The organism is Streptococcus moroccensis, assembly GCF_030812835.1.
Taxonomy (GTDB): Bacteria; Bacillota; Bacilli; order Lactobacillales; family Streptococcaceae; genus Streptococcus; species Streptococcus moroccensis.
Genome location: NZ_JAUSTM010000015.1, coordinates 25714 through 46621, shown reverse-complemented (window position 1 = coordinate 46621; position 20908 = coordinate 25714). Strand labels below are relative to the sequence as shown.

Genomic DNA, 20908 nt, shown 5'->3' with positions numbered 1-20908 from the left:
CTAAATCTCTAATAACTGAATAAACTCATAGCCCTCGGGATGCAAGATATAACCCTGATTTGGTCGAAGAGCTGGTTCATTATTGATATATGGGTAGCGTGTATGATTTTGATCACTGATACGTACGCCAAGGAAGACCTGCTCCACCAGTTGGTTGGCCAACTTAACAAAGCTGTCATAGGTATTAGAGACCAAATCTTGATAAGTTCCAATGAGAAGCACCGTCACCCCATGCTGGCTGCCTTCCACAAGCAAGAGCTTCAAGTCCGACTCGCTAATCCCGGCTGCCATTACAGTCGCCGCAAGGTCAGGAATTACAATCAACCATTTTGGATAATCTGGATTTGGTTCTGCCACTCGTTTTCTCAAATCTTCTAGAATGGTTTTCATGACATTTTCCACATCCAATGATTTATCAAACCGCTTAAGCCCTACAAACAGGTTGTTAGACAGGCGTTGGCTAGAATCCAGAATAACCGTATTGTAAACTCCTGCCAAGCGTTTCAAATGGAACTCAAGCAGTTTATAGTAATTGTTCACAAAAGCGGGACTGTCTGAGGCCATCAAAATTGGACGCTCAAAACTCATTATCGCTGGTACAACAGCTTCACGCTCCAATCCCAAGACAAAGTCTTGGCTGCTTGCTAGGACATCTGCCAGTACCTTTTCGCTGACTTTCTCTGGCAACATTGGGATACCCATAGGCAGTGAACCGATGTAGGCCTCTTTCATAGCCTCCACCTCATCTCTGACCTCAGAAATATAGTCAGTATAGTGTTCACTACTATAAGGCAGCGTCATTTGGAATTGGATAATTTCATCTAACTTGGTTATCGCCCGTCCCTTGATTTCATCTAGTGAAATATTGGAACGACCGACGACACCTGACAGGTCACTATTGTCAAATAAGAAGAGAGATAGCTTGGTCTTGAAGTTAGACTGTAGCTGCAAACGCATAGCATTAAGACGTGACAGAGTTACCACAAGATAGATGCCTAGGGAAACACCGTCACGGGCAATGACATTCAGGACATCATAGAAGGCGTCGGAGAATGGGGCATCTGCTACACTATCAAAACCGTCAATCTGGATAAAGAGAGTAGGAAAGCTATCAGAGGATAGCTGATTATACTGGGCTAGGTTGGTCGCCTTGACTTTGGATAAGGCTTTCTTACGTTTTTTTACTTCCTTGGTCAAGAAACGAAGGGATTTCATAATCTTCTCTGTCTCATCTAAAGCAAAATAATCAGCCACATGAGGAAAATCAGACAATGAAATCAAACCACTTGTCCCAAAGTCATAGAGGTAGAAATGAACCTGGGCTGGCGTCTGCTTCCGCATAACGTCTACTGCAAAATTCTGTAGGAAAGTGGATTTACCAAAACCTGGACTGGATACGAGGAGAATATGGCCTCGTTGTTCCATATCAAAGTAGAGAGGGGATTGTTCCTGTCTCTCAGGGATATCCTGATAACCTACCAAGATTGGTTGAAGGCTATCAGTCTGGTTCCAATAATCTCTAAAGTCTACAGACTGCAAGTCTTTGGCATAAATCTTTTCCTTCAAAGGAGGAAGCCATGGACTAGCTACTTTTGGAATCTGCAAGCCTTCAAACAGCTGATGTGCTTCTTCCACGATGGCATCCAACTCTGTTGGCACAGATTTGGTTTCTTTTTTCTTATCCAGGCCACTCAAGTCCTTGTTAATGGCGTTGTACTGACCATTTTCTGTAATTTCATAGACTGTCGTATCTCGCTGGATATGATTGCGACCTTCAGGATTATAGTCAGCACCTGACCAGGCACTCTGGAAGAGTTCATAGATCTCATTATTTCCGACCTGCAAATAGGCACGACCAGTCTGCGTGATTTCTGCTGCGTCCGGTGTCTTGATGACTTCACGAGAATCTGCGACATCTTGAACCTTCAGGGCGATTTTGAACTTGGAGTTAGACCAAATTTGGTCGTTTACCACACCACTTGGTTTCTGAGTCGCTAAAATCAATTTCACACCAAGTGAGCGACCGATACGAGCTGTGGAGACAAGCTCATCCATAAAGTCAGGTTGGTTGGCTTTCAATTCCGCAAATTCATCACTAATAATCAAGAGATGCGGAAGAGGTTCGCTCACTTTTCCTTCCTTGTAGAGCTTCATATACTGATTGATGTGGTTGACATCATTTTCAAGGAAAATTTGTTGGCGTTTTTTCAGTTCTGCCTTGATGGATACCAAAGCTCGGTTAGCTTGGTTTCCATCCAAGTTGGTAATTGTACCAACCACATGAGGAAGATCCGCAAAGAGATTGGCCATTCCCCCACCCTTATAGTCAATCAAAAGAAAGGCAACTTCATAGGGATGGTAGTTGACTGCAAGGGAAAGGATATAGGACTGGACCAGCTCAGATTTCCCTGAACCCGTCGTACCCGCAATCAGACCATGGGGCCCATGAGCCTTTTCGTGTAGGTTGAGATAGAGAATATCGTCTCGTCCCCGTACCCCAAGAGGCACAGCCATGGTTTGATAGGTTTCATTTTCCTGCCAACGATGTAAGAGGTCCAATTCTTCAACCTTATTGACACCATACATTTCTAGGAAAGTAATACTGTTTGGAATGGAATTGCGGAGCGTTTGAACATGGTTGATTCCTGCCAGATTTCTCGCAAAGTTTTCTTTCTCTGCCAAAGGAATATGCGGTAGCGGTGCAATTTCTTTGTTGGTATAGTCACCATCCTGCAGCAACAAAATCCCATTCTTATCCCCTCGGAAGTCGACAACTGTTGTCACATGTTCTGGGAGACTTTCAATCACTTCTTCCACAAACACATAGTGGATACCCAAGTGGGATAAATCCTCATTGATGTACTCCATGATATTGTGATCCAACATCAAGCTCATGTCTGTGATAAAGAGAATAAAGCGTGGCGCATACTGCTTCTCAGTCCCCTTATCTTGCTCGCTATCCAGCTTTCTCTCTTTGATGACTTGGTACAAAGAAGTTAACAACTGGTCACGAGTTCGCTGACTGTAGACAAAGCCCCGACTGTTTAAGGCCTTAATCTTTGTATGTGGCAACCAACGACTCCAATTCCAGATATCCAGCTCCTCTTCACGGAAAATCGGAATAAACTGAACATCATGGTAACTTTGGAAGGTCGCCAGCTGCATCATCATCTGTTGGACTTGCTCAATAACTACCTGACGTGCCCCAATATAGCCAATAGGTCCTGTTATGGTATGAGTAATAGGAACCTGATCAATGATACGGTAATAAGAAAGGAGTTCCTTTACCTTTTGATGAGCAGACAGATTATACTTGGTTAGTTCCGAATCTGAATATTCTACTTGGAAACTAGTCTGTACATTCCCCAGCCCCAAGCGGTAAGATAAGAAGTCAAAATGGTAAGGTGTCTTTTCATAGATTCGTCGATCTACTTTCTCGACCATCTCTAAAATCTTGTCAGTTCCTGGATAGTGATACACTAAGGCTTCTTGTTGTTCTTCTTTCAAGTCTGCCAGTTGAGAATACTTGGTGTCCAAGTACTCCATGTACTCATGAATTTTTTGTTCCTGATTTGCTTTTTGAGACTTCTTATCCGAGAAGTAAGAATGGATCGAGGTTCCGATCGTAATCACAGACATCCCCATCATCATCAGTACCATCCCACCACTTTGTGAAAAATAAGCAGTTAAGGCTGTAAAGACAATCATGGCTAATGGAGTCATGATATTTTTCAGTAGCGATTGTTTCGTCCCCTCATCATCTGTTGGAGCAGAAGCAATAACCACCTTGCCTTCTGGTTCTCTTAAAATAATTCTTGGGGAGCGATGGAATTCCTTTGAGCGGTCTCCAACTGCCACTTTAGAGAAAGGCAATAAACTTGTCTCTATTTCAAACAGCGACTGGATGGATAGCACTTGCCGTTGAAGGGATAATACAAGCCCTTGTTCAAATACAATTTGGTCCTTCTCCTGGATGCTTTGCTTGCCTGTTGTCTTTCGGCCATTGATAAAGTATGACGATGCACTATAGATGCTTCTTTCCTGAGGATCCAGGGAAAGTAAAATTTCTTTTCTAAAACCTCTTAATCGAATGGTCGCCTCTTCTTTATCTGCCAAGTATAGAACTTTTTCAGGAAGTAGGTAGTGGGCCTCCTCTGTCAGAAGCAAAAGAGTGGCAACTAGACCATCCTCAAACGAAACCGAATGATGCCCCAGACCATAGCTCTTCCCTAATACTTCTACTACCTCATCACCAACGTCTAGGCTTGCTTCTTCCTTAAGGGGGAGGTAGATGTCTGAATGTTCTCCCTCTCCTAATGAGTAACTCGCCCCTGAATAAAGCGGATAGACATTTTCCTTATAAATAAAGTACTTCATCCTAATCTCCTATTTTTAATCTGATGAATCTGTAGTTGAATCAGCAGTTTCTGGTGTTAGGTAAATTTTCTTCAATTCCTCTAATTTGCCCTTATAGCTGTTCAACTGATTGGTCCGTTCTTCCGAAGACAGGCTTGGGTCACGCTGCACCTCGTCAATTTTCTTGGTCAATCCATACATGAGTAGTTGCGGATCGTCCAAATAGCTGGCGATATCCATCGCTTCATCAACCTTGGCTTGTCCAATTAAAATCCAATAACGAAGGTAGTCCGCATTAGACTGGATAGATAGTTTAGACAGCTCTGTCTTTTGTACCTCTGTCAACGGCTCTGTCATAATGACCGAATAAGCGACCATATACTTATCATCCTGGCTCAGAGATTTCGAGTCTGTCTGTTTAGCCGTCTCTACAACACTAGAATAGTTTTCATGCACGAAAGCTAGACGCAGTTCGGAAATCATCTCCTGATTTGGCATGGCAAACAGTAAGAAGTAAAGAATACCAATCGTAGAGAGTACTCCGATGATAGATGTCACAATTGCTGTAATCTTCAGTCTGGACATCACCTTATTCGAGACACGAGAAAAATTCTCTAGGTTATTCTGTTTTTCCTCTTGGTATTTTTTCAATAATAGTTCAAGAATAGTAGCTAGGTTTTCTGACTTAATGACATTTTCACAGAAGAGATTTCCCTTGTAGAAAGGAAGTTTGCCATCTACCAAACTTTCATAACTCGCTCTCTTGTCAAAAAGTGATACGATCATTGCTTTGAATGCTTGAATAAACGATTCTTCCTCAATCGCTTCATAAGGAGGGATTTGACCTTTAATACCGCGGGAAACAAAGAGTGGTTCCGCATTTCTAGAGAATACTAGATGAGATGGTTCTAATTGATAGGTATAGACTGTATCCTTCAAAGTAGTAAATACCTGACCGATATTTAGAAGATGGCGTAGTTTCTCCTCATCAATCATCGTTGAAAGGGTAGCCCAGTCATAATAGGCATCCAATCCTAGACTCTCAACAACTACCTTCCCCTCTTCTTCCCTTACATTTTGGGTAACAAAAAGAGGATGCTCAGCCGTCAACAAGGCATAAGCAACCTCACGACTTCCTTTTACATCCTCAATAAGTAATTCTCGTTTTTGTGTTTCCATCTTTTTCTCTATATTAAACATTCTCCAACTCTAATAAGGCACCATCTCTTACCAGTCCCAAGAGACTTGTACTGGAGAGAATTTCACCTGTTTGCTTATTTCGAGCACTAGGATTTTGAACCTTAACATTTACTCCATATGCATCGATAACAATTTGTACCAACTCTCTGAGAGTCAAATCTATAGGAACTCGTAAGTCTAACTCCTTTGATAAAAACAACGGACAATAAAAACTAATATTTATATAGCCATCCATAGACCTATACCCCTCGTGCTTGTAATACTTTTATTATATCATGAAGAGCATGATTTTTGAAGTAACTTCATGAAGAAAAAAAAGAAAGTACTTGCGTACCTTCTTTAAGTTTTATTCTTGCTTGAGAGACTCAAATTTCTTACGAAAAATCGAATAAATCATAACTGCTCCACCTAAAATAGATAAGACAATTACTGGCCAAGATAAAGGCGTCTCTACCTGATTCAGGGATACTCCATAGTCTGATTTATTGACAACAATGGTCTGCGGAGTAAACAACAGGGATTGATAGCTATCAAGAATACTCTCCTTCTCCAATTCTGTAACAAATAAATTGGTCTTGGTTTCTCGATAGGTTTCTTCATCTGCTTTTAGTACAGTCTCAACCAGCTTTTCTGTCTCTGGTCGAAACAGCTTTACTAAGTCGCCTTCTTGTTCAAAATACTGTAATTCTGTCTTCTGGTTATTCTTGTCTAAAGATGTATCGATTTGCAAGGAACCGTCATTTGCAAATACCAGCGATGGACCTTGTATGATCCAAAATATAAGAGAGAATACAATAACTCGTTTTTTCATACTACTCCTTATGCTCAACCTGTCGATAAAGGAACATATTCCCCACTCCTAAGACACTAGCTAAAATGATTAACATAACCACAGACAATAGAAGATTTCCTTGCTGATTAATGAAACCTTTAACAAGTTCCTCTAGATAGGTTAATGGAGACAATCTTGCCAGAAGCTGAGTTGAATTGACATAGTAGGTGTCAAACAGCTGAGTCGCTGAAACAATATAAACCATTAACACACCAATGCTTAACAAGAAACCTAGACTTCTTAGATTATCCATCAATAGGTTCACTCCATAGGTCATAACCAGACTAATAAGAGAAAGGAGAACGATGAAGGAACCAATTTGCGGCATTGAGAACTCAAGTTTCAGTCCTGAAACCAGTGCGATAATGAGACCAGCAGTAGCTGATATCGCACTTAAGAACACCAGTGGACCTGTCGCATTTTTCCAAGATAGACGCTCTGTCAAGTTCAGACGCTTTTGTAATTCAGCTTTATCTGCATGCTGCATCAAGTAGGCTGCAACCAGACTAACAAGATAAGCAATCAGGATAATCAACAAACCTGAACGTTCATCTTGACGACTTGCTTGTGGTTGAGCGGATGTAGCTGCTGAGACAACATTTCCAATCTTTGCTGCATCGACTGGATTAGAAAGGTATTCATATACTGCCTCATTCTTTGTATTTCCAGTTCTAGTATTGCTCAAAACTGTAGAGAAATTTTTGAGGAACTCTTCATTGGAAGAATACTCACGAGACATAATTTGTTGCAATTCCGCAACACGGCCACTTAAGGCTTCTCCGTCTTTTTCCAAATTGGTAATGTCACCTGAAAGTTTATTTATGTTCCCTTCAATCATTTCCGACACCACTTGATTGGATTTCGTGTTGTTCATCAGATTCTGACTGGCTGCCATTAGTTTAGATAAGTCACTATTCAGATCCTTGCTGACGGTGACCATATCTGTATTATCTATCTTCTCGGTAGTAGCAAAAATTGGCTTATCTTTCAGCGTTTTATCAACAGCTACTCCCTGCTCGATTAGGCTTGACAACTGTTCGAGTAATTGGCCTGTAGTCGCTCGTAAATCTGCAATATTGCCTGTTAATTGCTCTGAATTTACCAACCGACTCTCAATAGCTGCCAACTTCTCATCAGATGTCTTCAAGTCTGATTTCAAAGCTTCAACAGTGGTAGCCTTGATAAGATTGGTCACAATAGATTGCAAGTCATTACTATTAGCCAGAGCGACTAGTGAGCCCTCGGCAGGTAAAATAGAACTTTGCGAATAAGTGCCATTCGTTAGATCTAATCCATAATAGGCAGTCACAATACCAGACAGCTGCAAGTAGGCATTCACATCTTGATAGATAGCCTGAGACAGAATCAGCGGATTGTATGTCCAGCTAGTGACGATATCCTGTTTTTCATAATGGCGTCTCAAAACTTTTGTTTCTGTCTGATTGGTTCTCGTTATGGTGATTGTTTTTGTGACAGTCACAACTTCTTTCTCACCAGTCTGTGTGGTTCCTTCTCCTTCTGCCCCCTCGCCTTCCGAACCTTCATCTTCTGAACCTGTCCCATCTGTACTAGTACCAGTTGTATCTGAGGAACCTCCTGATGTAGAGGTCGTTTCCGTCTCTTCCCTCTCTTCGTTAAACGGAGCACCTTCCTTAATAACTGAGACTTCCTCAGTCGTATCAATCGACATCTTCACCACAACCGGTGAAAAAATACTTACAGACTCTTTGTCTTGAATATTGAGTGAGTAAGGAATTTTTGTTCCACCTGCAATATCTTCTGGCAGGGATACTTGATAATTTCCATTTCCTAAATCAGTCAATGGATAGTCTGCCAAACTTAAAGAGTAACCTTCGGGAACGGTTAGCGTCATAGATTCGACTTTTCCCTCAAATGTTGGAATCGTCAACGTACGGGCTGACTCAATCTTAGAGGCCACTTCTTCCCTTAATTTTGTTAACTCTTCCTTCTCAACAGTCACTTCTTTAGAGGTTGGCAGTTCTTGACCTTTTTCTTGACTATACCACTGAATAAAGGCATTGATATTCTTCAAATGTATCTTATCTGCCTCAGATAAAGACAAGCTAGCAATCGTTGCTGCATCATAATAAACAGTAGGCCATTTAGAAGCAACTTGACGATCCATGCTAGCATTCAAGCTATCAATATAGCCTCCTAGAGTCTTGCTGGCATTATTAACGACACCTTCCTTAGTAGCCAGAGACGCTGCTACAGCTTCTTTTATTTTAGTATCGTAGTCAGACAAGGTCGTATCAATCTCACCATTAAGTAATCTCAATTCCTCAAGGAGACTAATGATATCTTGATTGTAGGCAATTACCTTATTTTCAGTTTCTTGCCAAACTGCAGGCTCTGATAGATTTGTCCCCAGATGAGTATTTATTTCTGCTAATTTAGCTAATTGTTCTTCAACTGATAAAGAAGAGAAGCCTTCGTCAAAATTAGCTAAATTTTGTTCCCTAGTAGCTAATGAAAGCTGCCATGCTTCCTGTTGTGATTTGATTTGGTCAATCACGCTTTCATAGGTCTTATCGACAGAGATAATCGAAGTGAACGCATCATTACTATTTAACAGGTCCTTATTAAACGATGAGTAGGCAGACAGCAAATCTGACGGGGACGACCCTACTCCTGCAAACTGTTGAGAGTATAGGTTCAGTGGATTAACCAAATTGTTATTAAAGGAGGCTAGGGAGGTTTCTTCATTAGCAACAACATCCGCAACCTGAACTTGAGCAGTCCTTAAGTTTCCGATAATACTGGTGAAGTAAATATTAATTAGATCTTTATTAAAAAGTTCTTTGAATTCAAGTACAGCTTGCTCAGCCTGTTTTACTGTCAACTGCTTATCGGAGACAATCTGATATTGGAAATTCGCTTTGATAGGTGAAGCTGACTCTAAAGCCAGTGTCTCTTCTGAGAACTTACTAGGTAAGACAATCATCAACTGATAAGTATCATTTTTCAAGCCGTTCTCAGCAATGGCCCGTGAAACAACTTCAATGTCATAATTGTTTTGGGCAATAAAGGAGTTGACCAATGTCGTAGCGATATTGACAGGCTGACCATTATATACTTTACCAGCGTCCTCATTTACAACCGCAACTCTGATAGTAGCTTGTTGGGCTGGGGTAGTCGAAGCCGTTCGACTAAGGGGTGTTGGTTTTACAATGGCGACAAAAGACACCAATGTCGTAACCAACAGTAATAATGTTCCTAGATAAAATAAAATTTTTTTCTTCACTGTTTCATAATCTCCGTAAAAATAAAAAGGTTAGGGACACCGCCCCAACCTTGCCATAGACTAATTATTGAAGACCAAAGTTACGAGACAAATCTTGGTCATTTTGTTGCATTGCTTGAGCAGTCTTATCAAGCTGGGTGTTGATTTGTTGCATCAATTCCGCAAAATTTTGTACCTTCGGTTTCAATTCATTGAATTGATTATCAAAACCTTGGAAGGCAGCACCTTCCCACTCCGTACGAAGTGTGTCTTGCAAACGTTGAAGGCTGTTCAAGATTGCTGTGATGTCATTTGAAGCTTTACCGTATTCACGAGCACGTGATTGTAGCGTTTCTGGGGATACACGGATTTGTCCTGACATAAGATTGTCTCCTTTAAATTTTATTGATTCTATTTTAGGACGATTTTAGATGAATTACAAGCATTTTATCAAAATTGTAATCTGAAAAAATTGTATCAATTACTGAACTCACACTTCCATCGACCATATTGGTGACACTATTAATAAAAAGGGGGGGTGCAAAACTATTCCCACAAACACCCTACCTGTTGGAACATTTTGCACCCCCTCTGCGTATGTGGGAATAAATTTCATACTTTACCACTATCAATCCTACTACATCACTTCAGAGTGTTGGATTGATACTTCACTCAAAAATTCAAAAAAGGCTTAGTATCAAGCCTTTTCTAAACCCTGAAACGGTGGGCTTTATCCCTTTCTCTCCAGCAGTCCTACAACCTCGATATGATGTGTAATTGGGAACAAATCAACAAAATAATTTTTTTCTATAAGAAAGAATAATTGCAACTTCATACATCTCTCAGTCATAAGATAAACTGATATATTTTCCAGCTATATTACAATCTAATCTTTTTAATTCATTAACTAAATACAAATATTCTCCATGTAAGCATTCATCTAAATTAGGAAAATCATTTTCTTTGGTATTGATAATAACTTCAAGTTGATTAGTTAATTCTCTGATTGAAAAACTATAATCTAAAGTTTCTTCTTCATATGAGTCCTTAAGTTCTATATATCTTTCATAATCACCATTATTTTTAATACCAAGAGTTAACATTTCTTCTAACTCATAATATAAATCTTCACTAAACATAAGTTCCCTCCTCTGTATTTGTCATTAGTTTACCGCAACAAATATAGAATGTCAGCTAGAAACAAAACACCCCCACAAAAATTTGTGGGGGTGTTTGTGGGGAAATTTCAATTGAAATTATCCCTTCTTAATCACCTTGACATTAGCGAAAAGGCTTTAAAACTCGGCTATCAGCCTTAAACAATCAATAATTGATTATTTAAGAGTAACAATAACACAAGTTACTCTGTTGGCGATATAATAGGCTTTTTAGCCTTTACTCAGAGTTTGGCAGGAATTTTGGCATAAAATGGAATCTAGTCCTGCACTAATTACATTTTGAGTGATTTCTTCTGATACTGTTTTATCTAATGCGTTAAACCAGTGACTATATGTATTCAAAGTTGTAGATTTATCAGCATGTCCCATTCGTCTTGCTACATATAAAATGTCCTTCTGCAAAACATTTATAAGATAGGAAGCATGGCTATGTCTCAAACCTTTTCCTGTTATCACCGGTACTCCAACTTCTTGAGCTTTTCTCTTGATAATTCGACAGATTGTTGATTTACAAAACGGTTCACCAAATCGTGAAATGATGTAATCTGTATCTTGATTGGAAACTTGATTTTTTCGCCAGTTTTCCAATACTGATATTGTCACATCATCTAATTCAACTAGGCGCTCTCCTGCTGGTGTTTTGGTTTGGTCTTTGCGATACCAATTTCCATTTTCATCCTTTTCCAAGGTTGTATGAACCTTCAAGAATTTGTGTTCGAAATCGACATCTTCCCACCATAACGATAAACCTTCACTCACACGAACACCTGTCATATAATATAACCAAATAGTTGTAAACCTCTGTAATTCTTCATAATCTTGTAAATCAAATGATTTAATAAAGCTCTGAAACTCAATATAAGTCCAAAATGGTGTATCAGGGTGCTTGCCTCTAGGATTATCTAACGCCTTACAAGGCATAGTTGAAATATATCCTAATCTCTCAGCATAACCCATGCATGCCTTAAATCGTGACCATAAATTCTTCGCGTAGTTTTCAGAGTAATGTTCAATGATATGTAATCTAAAAGATTCACAATCTCTAGCTGTTATCCCTTTTAAAGGTTTGGAGCCAAAATACTGAATAAATAACTTGTGATGTGGCAAAGCAGTTTTATAAGTTACAGCTTGAACCTTTTGCTTATAGGCTCTTAGATAAATGCTATTCATGTAACTTTCAAATGTTATATTGTAATTTTCAATACTAAGATTATTATTAAACTCATACCTAATTCGGACCAGTTCATCATACGCTTCTTTCATTGTACTAAATGGCTTACCATACTGATTTTTTCTAGCTTTCTTTTGAACTCGTTTACCTGTTACAGGGTCAACACCAAGATCAGCTTGATAAAATATTTTACCATTCTTATCACAATAAACACCTTTGTATTTTTTTTGATTTTTTGTAGTCATCTTTAATTCTCACTTTCTAAACTTTCTTCAGAGAGTGAAATTCCGATTAACTCTTCTACAATATCTTTAGGAGCAATACCAAGTCTTCTATTGTCAAAGGGCGATTTACTTAATTGTACCGCATTATGGTCAACTTTGCGAGCTTCTTCAAACTTTTTTACTGCTATTCTTTTTGCTTCTTTAATGATATTTCTTGCCGTATGTTCCGGAAAACCAATATTCATCAAGTTTTTATATGTTACTGTTTTCATATCTCCACTCCTGTCAAAAAATTACTTCCTCCGTGGGTATGATTGGTTAAATCATTCATGGGCATCTCACCCGCTGTCCTTTTACGTTGGCAGCCTGAACGTTCAGAAGTATCATTATCCTTATTTGTGGTCATGGCAGATAGAGAACCACTCTATTTTATAGCAAATAATTTTCGCTCCTATCACGGCGTATCTCACTAAATTGCTCGACAAATAAGAAAGTCCCACCTCGGTTTATTCAATTGTCAATGAACAAAGCAAGGAGAGACTATTTTATTTTTTGTTTAATTCTTTGAGGACAATCTGATAGTCCAAGAATGTAATCCGTACTAACGTTATAGAGTGCAGAGAGTTTTATAAGTATTTCAGCTGTCAGAACTACCTCACCTCTCTCAATCTTTGCATAATTTGTGGAAGAGAACGATAGTTTTTCAGCTACAAATTTCTGAGTGAAGTCACTGTCTTCTCTCAAGTCCCTTATACGTTGGTACATATAGCTTTCTCCTATGAAAAGTATAGAATACTTTTAGAAGAAAACTTGGAAATTGTCATAATATGACAGCTGATATATTACCTCAATATTACTGAAGTTTATTGATAAATTTTAAATCAATAAATCATAATTTCATGATATAAGTAAAAATATTAAAGTAAATATTATTAAGCTAATTGCCAAATTCATTAACAAATTTCAATTGTAAATGCTTTGCGAGATACTTCGCCTTTTTCAACATAAGTGACATGAGTTTTATCGATAAAGTTGTCCGTTTCTGTCAAAGAGGTAGATAAGCCACTCCACGGTTCCAGAGCAATAAATGGCCCTTTATTAGTTGTTGTCCAAACAACTAAGAAAGGAAAATCTTCAAATGATACCTTTAATCCTTTTTGATGGTTTTTGGATTTCAAAGTAACCTTCCGAGATTTAAGGTTATCAAACGTCAACGCATCATGTTGAAACAGTTCATAATTCAATTCTAAAATTCTTGTTTTAGATAGCATTGGTTGACGTTTGGAAAAATCAAGAAGTCCCGTATCTGGGAAACTTTCTGGAATCGTGCAATCTTCTTCCAATTCGAATTCTAGGTAATAGTCATCAAATGCTTCATCCTCTAATAATGGACAATTAAATCCTGGATGTCCTCCAATAAAGAATGGCATCGCATCTAACTCACCTAAATATCGAACTGCATATTCTGTTTCCAACTTCTTACCGTCCAAGCGATAGGTTAATTGGAGTTCAAATGGAAATGGGTATTGCTTTAACATCTCGTCGTCAGATAAAATACGAAACTGTATCTCATTTTCGGTATGTTTTACTAAATCAAAAGTGCGTTTTCTGACAATCCCATGGCGAGGCATGGATCCAGAAATTGTTTTTTCACCAACCTGAAACGTGGCCCCATCATTTCTTAGACTACCACAGATAGGAAATAGAACTGGTGCCTGACCACCCCAGTACTCTGGATTACCTTGCCAAAGATATTCCACACCATCTCGATCTTTAATCGAACTGATGGTCGCCCCCTCCGGTTTAAATTCAACCGTTAATTCATCATTTTTTAATTTCATTAGTTGATTCCCCAATTATAGTCTATGATTGCTGAAAAGGCATATAGTCCATTTCATATCTAACATTCCCTTTTAAAGAATCTTCTAAGAGATTGTTAAACAATATTTTGAATTCATCTAATTCTAAATCTGAATGACAAATCCATTCTCCTCCAGTAGAGACATACCATTTCCCTAAAGATTTTAAAACATCTTGATCGATGTACGGAATATAGGGACATTTTTCAAAATTAACAATATAAACTTTTTCATAGGCAGAAGTTAAAACACCGTCTGCCACTCTTTTTAATGTTTTAAACATAGGTACACACTTTCATAGTAAGGATTAATCAATGACTTGAGTTTCAGCAACTTTCTTGTACCAATGCGCTGATTTTTTAGGATAACGTTCTTGTGTCTCAAAATCAACATAGAAGAGACCGTAACGTTTCTCATATCCATTTGACCATGAGAAAACATCCATCAGAGACCAGATAAAGTATCCTTTAACGTTAGCACCATCTGAAATCGCATCAGAAATCACTTCCAAATGTTTTTTCACGTAGTCAATACGACCATCATCATAAACTGTTCCGTCTACAAATTCATCCTTATAACCAAGACCATTTTCAGTAATGTAAATCTTTTTATAGTTAGGATAGTCGGCTTTTACACGCATGATTTGATCATATAGACCTTGAGGGTAAATAATCCAATCCCAATCTGTTTTCGGAACATTTACTGGTGCTTCTCTTCTACCAACACCTTTAATTTGGTATTTGGAACTTCCTTTTTCCCCTTTACCGTTATGAATGATTTCAGTCTCACCATCAAAAGCTTGCATCCAATCACTCATGTAGTAGTTAATTCCAAGGAAATCATTCAAATCTTTAGCCGCTTCGAGGATGGCAAAGTCTTCTTCACGAAGATCTAATTCCCCTCCATTTGCTGCTAAAATGTGCTGAACGCCTTCCATTGTTTTCTCAGAATAACGGCCAAGGTAAGTCGCATCCAAGATAAATTTGTTGTGAATAATATCTTCTAATTCTGCAGCTCGCACGTCATCTGGATTAGCTGGATCATAAGGGTATTTGGTTGGTAAAGCATGAACGACACCGATTTCCCCTTTGTAACCTTTATCTTTATAAAGCTTAACTGCACGTGCATGGGAAACCATCATATTATGATGAGATTGAAAAACTTTTGCCAAATCATATTGGATACCTGGAGGGAACTTACCAACTAAGTATTGCCCGTCACCGATAGGTCCAATTTCATTGAAGGTAGTCCAGTAGTTCACTTCCGGAAACTCTTCGAAACAGAAGGCTGCATAGGCAACAAAATGGTCAATATTGTCACGGTTTAAAAAATCACCGTTTGAATGCAAGGCTTCTGGTGTATCAAAATGATGCAAGGTAACGAATGGTTCTACACCACGCTTATGACATTCTGCAAATAAATTATGATAGTACTCAACTCCTTTGCGATTGACCTCACCATATCCAGTAGGGAATACACGAGACCAAGCAATCGAAATACGGATTCCATTGACACCGTATTCTTCAGCCAGCTTTAAGTCGACAGGGTAACGATTATAAAAATCACTTGCAGGTTCTGCTGTGTACCAATAATTGTCTTCTAAATATTTATCCCATGCAACCGGGCCTTTACCATCTGTTTTAGTTGCTCCTTCTGCCTGGTAAGCTGCTGTTGCTCCACCGAAAATAAAGTCTTTTGGTAATGTTTTAGTCATTTCAATTCCTCTTTCTAATGAAAAAAAGAAAGGGAAGAGCAGATTATTCTCGGATAAGCTACTCCGTTAATCTCACTATTCCCTTACATGTATAGCATTAGCCTTCGATTTGTTGTGTTACAAAGTCCAAAGCACCTTGACCATCACGGGTCAATCCGATATATTGTGCACCCTCAGTTTTAGCTAACTTAATACCGAGTTTGTCAGTTTCTAATTTCATATCTTCATAGTTAGATGCCACTTGAGGCGCCAAGATAACTAATTGATATTGAGGTAAAATTTCACGGTGAGCACCATAACTACCAGCCGCAGCTGTTACAGGAGCTCCGTATTCTTTAGCAGCCTTGTTCAAGGCATTCGCTAGAAGACCACTTGTGCCGCCACCTGCACAAAGGACGAGAACGTTTGTTTGTTCTTTAATTTCTTTAGTAACGCCAGCATTTTCAAGAATAGCGTCTGCTTTTGCTGTGTTGAAGTTAGCAGCAACTTTTTCTTTCAAACTATCAGATGATTTACCTGAACGTTCTTCTTCCAAAATTTGTTGGTCATAGACTTTCAAGAATGGGTAGTAAATAAGTACGTCTACAACAATCAAAGTCAAAGCAAGAACAAATGACCAAAGACCAAAACCAGTACCCATGATAATACCTAGAGGACCAGGTGTTGTCCATGGCAAGTTCACACTAAAGCTGTTCATACCAAGAACATCAACGAAGAATTTGAAGATCCATACGTTTGCAATTGGAGCAAAAACAAATGGAATAAAGAAGATTGGGTTCAAAACAAGAGGTGCACCAAATAAGATTGGCTCATTAACACCGAAGAAGGTTGGAACAACTGATGCACGACCGATTGCTTGGTTACGTTTTGATTTTGTCAACCACATGAACATGAATGGCACCACAAGAGTTGCACCTGTACCACCCATCGTTACGATAAACATTTGAGTTCCTGAAGTCAAGATTTTATCAGCGTGTTGTCCAGCTTGAAGTAATTGGAAGTTTGTTTCAATATTGGCATAAGTAATAGCAGCAATAGCAGGTTCAACGATTGATGGCCCATGAATACCAACGAACCAGAAAAGAGCATAGGCACCAAAAATAATCGTGATTCCAAGATAACCATCAGCTGCTGTAAAGAGTGGCGCAAGTAATGTACCAATCGCTTCAGCAACGCTTGTGCCAACAGTATTACGAACAATAATATCAAGAGCATAAAGAGTTACAATTGATAATGTGAATGGGATTAAGTCTTTGAATACTTGCGAAATGTTCGGTGGAACTTCGTCTGGCATACGAATAGAAACGTTATTTTTTACACAGACTTTGTAGATATTGACAATGACAAAAGCTGAAATGAATGCTGAAAGAAGACCTTTAGTCCCTAAGAAGCCACTTGCAAAGCCACCTTCAATTGCATCTGATGCCAAAATCAAGAAACCAGTGATTGAGGCAAGCATAGTCGACAAGAAGTTGATTTGGTTTGTACTTTCAAGATCACGGTTTACAGAATCAGTTAATGATTTTGCAGTTGTTCCAGCAACCAAAAGTGCGACCACGCCCATTGTGTAGTTGTAAGGTTTCATCAACATCCCAACTACTTCTTCACTCCAATTAAATCCAAAGATGTTTGGAACAAAAGCAATCAGAAGGAAAATACTTGAGAATAAGATAACTGGCATGCTGGCAATAAAGCCATCACGGATAGCACGTAAGTAGATATTACGTGAGATTTTCTCGAAAAATGGTTTCCCTTTTTCAATTTGAGCAATTAGTTTATTCATTAGTTTGTACCTCTCTTATAAAGTTCGATCATATGTTTCATCATATCTTTCAATAGAAGAGTTGTCATCAAGTGGTCTTGCCCGTGCATCAAAGTTACACTAAAGGCTAGATCTTCACCTGCTGCTTCTTTTTGAAGTAGACTTGTTTGAGCATGGTGTGCTTCAACAATGCTTGAATTAGCAGATTCCACCAACTCTTCAGCTTTTTCAAAGTCGCCATTTTGTGCCGCTTTTAAAGCATCTAATAATTTGGAACGTGCTTCACCAGCATAAGATACAATTTCAAATCCCAAGAGGGTAATTTCTTCTCTATTCATTTTATAAGCTCCTTTATTAATTTTTGATTTCAGTGATTAGAGTAAGCGTTGTACATGTAATACAATATAAAATTTTTCACTTTCATGAATCGCTACACCTGTTTCTGAGGCTATGATTTGATAAATTTTATCACCAACATCATAAGCTTCAGGATAGGCTATCTGAATATGTTTCCCCATATCCATGAGAGGCCCATTATCATTTGGACTTCTATCCAAATATTGAAGGAAGTATGTTAGGTGGATCATTAAGCGATCGTAAAAATTACTATTTTCTTTTGTTCGCTTAATTCCTAATCTTTCTAACTCTTCTTGCACTTTTGATAACACCGATCGTGTTAAGTCTACTTTAGGTGACTTTTCAACAGCCGTTACCCCTTTTGCATTGATGAAATGTAAGGCTATCCTCCCAATCTCATCATCAGGTAAATCGTTCAAGAGTTTCTGACGAAACATCGCCAAAGCTTCTTTTGCAATGACATACTCTATGCTGTATTCTTGTGAAATATTTGGCAACTTACTTTCTTGATAATTATCTTCAAGAACCGCCTTATAGGCACAATGAATATGGTCCGTCAAGGTAACATAGAGATATTCTTGAACGGGATAGGAATATTTGCTTGACAAGGTTTCAATCACATCATAGGTGACTGTGATAAAGTCTAATGGCACATCTTTTAGCAAGGTCATGAAATTTTCTTGCGATTCTGTGCTTTTTAAGGAAAAGACTTTTTCAATCTTATCAGCAATAACGAGATCTCCTTTTCGTTTCTGAAAAGTAATCCCAAGTCCCATCACCACAAACTGTTGATCATGCTCATCTTTTACTAAAGCGACATTATTATTAAGCGCTTGTAAAACACGATACATTTATTACCTCCCCCTCTTGATTTATAATTGGATAGAAAAAGAGACCACAAATAAACTAAAGACAGCAAAGGCTTACCTTCCATTCATTTGTAGTCTCGCCTATTCGTAATAGTTACGATCTACCCGTATTCGATTTATGAACTTATTATAACACAGGACAAGAGGTTTGTAAACCCTTTCTGTTTAAAAAAATGACATTTTTTAAAATTTTGTTTGTTTTATGTTGTTATAATGTTTAAATACGTTTTGTCCAAGGTGTTGCTGTTTCTTTCAAGACCTTGTTCAATTCATCAATATTTTGGAATCCAGTAGTACGTAACCACTCACGAGCAGCTCCTTCACCTTGTTCGATATAGTCTTTGACACTGCCAGCCCAAGTTGCACGCCCACAAAGGACACCGTTAAAGTTTGCACCAGATTCTTTGGCAAAAACCAAAGTGTCTTGGAAAAGCTTAGCTGATACGCCTGCGCTCAGGTAGATATATGGAAGGTGAGTCGCTTCATCCTGTTGTTTGAAATAAGAAGCAGCTTCTTCCTTAGTATAGACCACTTCGGCTTGACCGAAGCCTTCTACGAAATTCATATTGACTGGAACTTCTACCTTCAAGACATCAATACCAAAACGGTCATCTGAAAAGACTTTCATTGCTTCAATAACCTTGCGTGGTTTAACTTTGGCATATTCTGCACTTGAAGCATCAGCGATTTTCTCATCATAAGCTAGGATTTCAAGATAAAATGGAATATCTTCAGCTGTACATTCTGAACCGATACGTTCAATGTAAGCTTGTTTCTGACGATTTGTCGCTTCATCACTATCGACATCATAGTAGAGCAAGAATTTAATGGCATCTGCCCCTTCTTCTTTCAAACGCTTTACAGACCAATCAACCAAGCAATCTGGTAAGCGTTTCGTGCTAGTGGTGTCATAGCCTGTTTTTTCATAAGCGAGAAGCAACCCTGCGTCTTTATGAAGTACCTTAGTGGCAGGCAAACCGTATTCAGGATCCAAAAGCATAGATGAAGCAAATGGCGTCAATTCTTCAGAAACCAATACTTTAAGCTCTTCCATTTGAGCAACTGTTGGTTCATCAGTTTGATGTTGTGCCATCAAACGTTTTAGAGCACCACGTTGGTCAAATGCTAATGCTGAAATAATACCATTTTCATCACTTAATTTTTCCATGTAACGACGTTTTTGTTCTGTTAATACCATGATTATACCTCTTCTACTTTAATACGTTCAAATAATGCTGAATAGTTCGCCATATTAACATGGCCGGTTTGTTTTTCCTGGGCATTTAACATCCCCAAACAATTGGCTTTTTTCAATAACTCTTCATCTGATTCTGCATGGTAAAGAGCTGATGTAATTCCTGCTACCGTTGAATCACCCGAACCTACTGGGTTGATTACTTCTATTTTGGGAATCGTCACCTGATAATACGAATCAATATGTTTGGCAAAAGCACCCTTCGAACCTAGTGATACAATCACCCATTCTACTCCGTCAAATAAATCTTGATCCAGAGCTGCTTTTAAGACATTAGTATCACCCGTAACTTCCATATTTAAGAGCTGAGACAATTCTTCTGTATTGGGCTTGATTACTGTCGGTTTTGCATGTCCTTTCAAAACTTCTAATAAGGCTTGGCCAGAACAATCTAACACCACAGGCTTCTGATAACGCTCACAAATCTCAATCATTTTAGAGTAAAAATCCACTGGCAAGCCCTTCGGTAGGCTACCTGAAATAGAAATAATACTTACTTGCTTAACCAGGCTTTCAAAGTGCTCTAAAAATGCTTTACCTTCCTCATCAGAAATAGTTGGTCCTGACTCTAAAATCTCTGTTTGCTGACCTTCATGTAAAACCGCAATACAGTTGCGTGTTTCTCCTGATATTGGTGAAAAATCATGCTCAATACCAACTTGATCTAATTCCTTTTGGATAAATTCACCGATTTTGCCACCCAATATACCAGTAGCAAGAACATCATCTCCGACTTGAGAAAGAACTCGTGTAACATTTAAGCCCTTACCTCCAGGGGTTTTGTGTGTTTCAGCAACACGGTTAACCGTATCTAGATTAAAGACATCCAGTTGATAAGCAATATCAACCGACGGATTCATAGTGACTGTTAAAATCATGATTCACCT

At 38.6% G+C, this 20908-nt stretch carries 18 protein-coding genes; all 18 read right to left on the bottom strand.

The genetic code is table 11. The features are described 5' to 3' along the window. Positions 1–4377, bottom strand: a complete 4377-nt coding sequence (gene essC / locus J2S23_RS07915) for a type VII secretion protein EssC (protein WP_141600306.1) — start codon at positions 4375–4377, stop codon at positions 1–3. Between the two features lie 15 nt (positions 4378–4392). Further along, positions 4393–5535 (bottom strand): type VII secretion protein EssB, encoded by a 1143-nt coding sequence (gene essB, locus J2S23_RS07910; protein WP_307122186.1) that lies wholly within the window; start codon positions 5533–5535, stop codon positions 4393–4395. Between the two features lie 13 nt (positions 5536–5548). Beyond that, entirely contained in the window at positions 5549–5791 is a 243-nt protein-coding gene (locus J2S23_RS07905) for a hypothetical protein (RefSeq protein ID WP_017770762.1), read from the bottom strand. Positions 5792–5902: 111 nt separating this feature from the next. Then, positions 5903–6367 carry a type VII secretion EssA family protein gene (locus J2S23_RS07900; protein WP_095123090.1) on the bottom strand — a complete coding sequence of 155 codons (465 nt, stop codon included), beginning with the start codon at positions 6365–6367 and terminating at the stop codon, positions 5903–5905. Position 6368: 1 nt separating this feature from the next. Then, positions 6369–9653 (bottom strand): type VII secretion protein EsaA, encoded by a 3285-nt coding sequence (gene esaA, locus J2S23_RS07895; protein ID WP_307122185.1) that lies wholly within the window; start codon positions 9651–9653, stop codon positions 6369–6371. Positions 9654–9717: 64 nt separating this feature from the next. Further along, positions 9718–10014 (bottom strand): WXG100 family type VII secretion target, encoded by a 297-nt coding sequence (locus J2S23_RS07890; RefSeq protein ID WP_017770820.1) that lies wholly within the window; start codon positions 10012–10014, stop codon positions 9718–9720. A gap of 460 nt (positions 10015–10474) precedes the next feature. Continuing rightward, positions 10475–10771 (bottom strand): DUF5962 family protein, encoded by a 297-nt coding sequence (locus J2S23_RS07885; RefSeq protein WP_307122184.1) that lies wholly within the window; start codon positions 10769–10771, stop codon positions 10475–10477. A gap of 249 nt (positions 10772–11020) precedes the next feature. Then, the gene (locus J2S23_RS07880) at positions 11021–12226 is read right to left on the bottom strand and encodes a tyrosine-type recombinase/integrase (protein ID WP_307122183.1); all 1206 of its coding nucleotides are present in this window, start codon (positions 12224–12226) and stop codon (positions 11021–11023) included. Between the two features lie 2 nt (positions 12227–12228). Next, positions 12229–12477 carry a DUF3173 family protein gene (locus tag J2S23_RS07875; protein WP_000860227.1) on the bottom strand — a complete coding sequence of 83 codons (249 nt, stop codon included), beginning with the start codon at positions 12475–12477 and terminating at the stop codon, positions 12229–12231. A gap of 268 nt (positions 12478–12745) precedes the next feature. Then, entirely contained in the window at positions 12746–12970 is a 225-nt protein-coding gene (locus J2S23_RS07870; RefSeq protein ID WP_307122182.1) for a helix-turn-helix domain-containing protein, read from the bottom strand. Positions 12971–13158: 188 nt separating this feature from the next. Then, positions 13159–14046 carry an aldose 1-epimerase family protein gene (locus J2S23_RS07865; RefSeq protein WP_307122181.1) on the bottom strand — a complete coding sequence of 296 codons (888 nt, stop codon included), beginning with the start codon at positions 14044–14046 and terminating at the stop codon, positions 13159–13161. A 22-nt stretch (positions 14047–14068) separates the two neighbouring features. Continuing rightward, positions 14069–14347, bottom strand: a complete 279-nt coding sequence (locus J2S23_RS07860; RefSeq protein WP_307122180.1) for a DUF3884 family protein — start codon at positions 14345–14347, stop codon at positions 14069–14071. Between the two features lie 24 nt (positions 14348–14371). Then, entirely contained in the window at positions 14372–15778 is a 1407-nt protein-coding gene (lacG, locus tag J2S23_RS07855) for a 6-phospho-beta-galactosidase (RefSeq protein ID WP_307122179.1), read from the bottom strand. Positions 15779–15875: 97 nt separating this feature from the next. Next, positions 15876–17561: a lactose-specific PTS transporter subunit EIIC gene (locus J2S23_RS07850; protein ID WP_046391246.1), complete on the bottom strand. Its 1686-nt coding sequence runs from the start codon at positions 17559–17561 to the stop codon at positions 15876–15878. Further along, positions 17561–17878: a PTS lactose/cellobiose transporter subunit IIA gene (locus J2S23_RS07845; protein WP_001078262.1), complete on the bottom strand. Its 318-nt coding sequence runs from the start codon at positions 17876–17878 to the stop codon at positions 17561–17563. Before J2S23_RS07845 ends, J2S23_RS07850 begins: the two co-directional genes overlap by 1 nt. A gap of 36 nt (positions 17879–17914) precedes the next feature. Then, on the bottom strand, positions 17915–18748 hold the full coding sequence (locus J2S23_RS07840) for a PRD domain-containing protein (RefSeq protein WP_037592259.1): 834 nt from the start codon (positions 18746–18748) through the stop codon (positions 17915–17917). A 235-nt stretch (positions 18749–18983) separates the two neighbouring features. Beyond that, positions 18984–19964 (bottom strand): tagatose-bisphosphate aldolase, encoded by a 981-nt coding sequence (gene lacD / locus J2S23_RS07835; RefSeq protein ID WP_307122178.1) that lies wholly within the window; start codon positions 19962–19964, stop codon positions 18984–18986. A gap of 2 nt (positions 19965–19966) precedes the next feature. Beyond that, positions 19967–20899, bottom strand: coding sequence for a tagatose-6-phosphate kinase (gene lacC / locus J2S23_RS07830; protein ID WP_307122177.1), 933 nt, complete (start codon positions 20897–20899; stop codon positions 19967–19969). Positions 20900–20908: the final 9 nt, after the last annotated feature.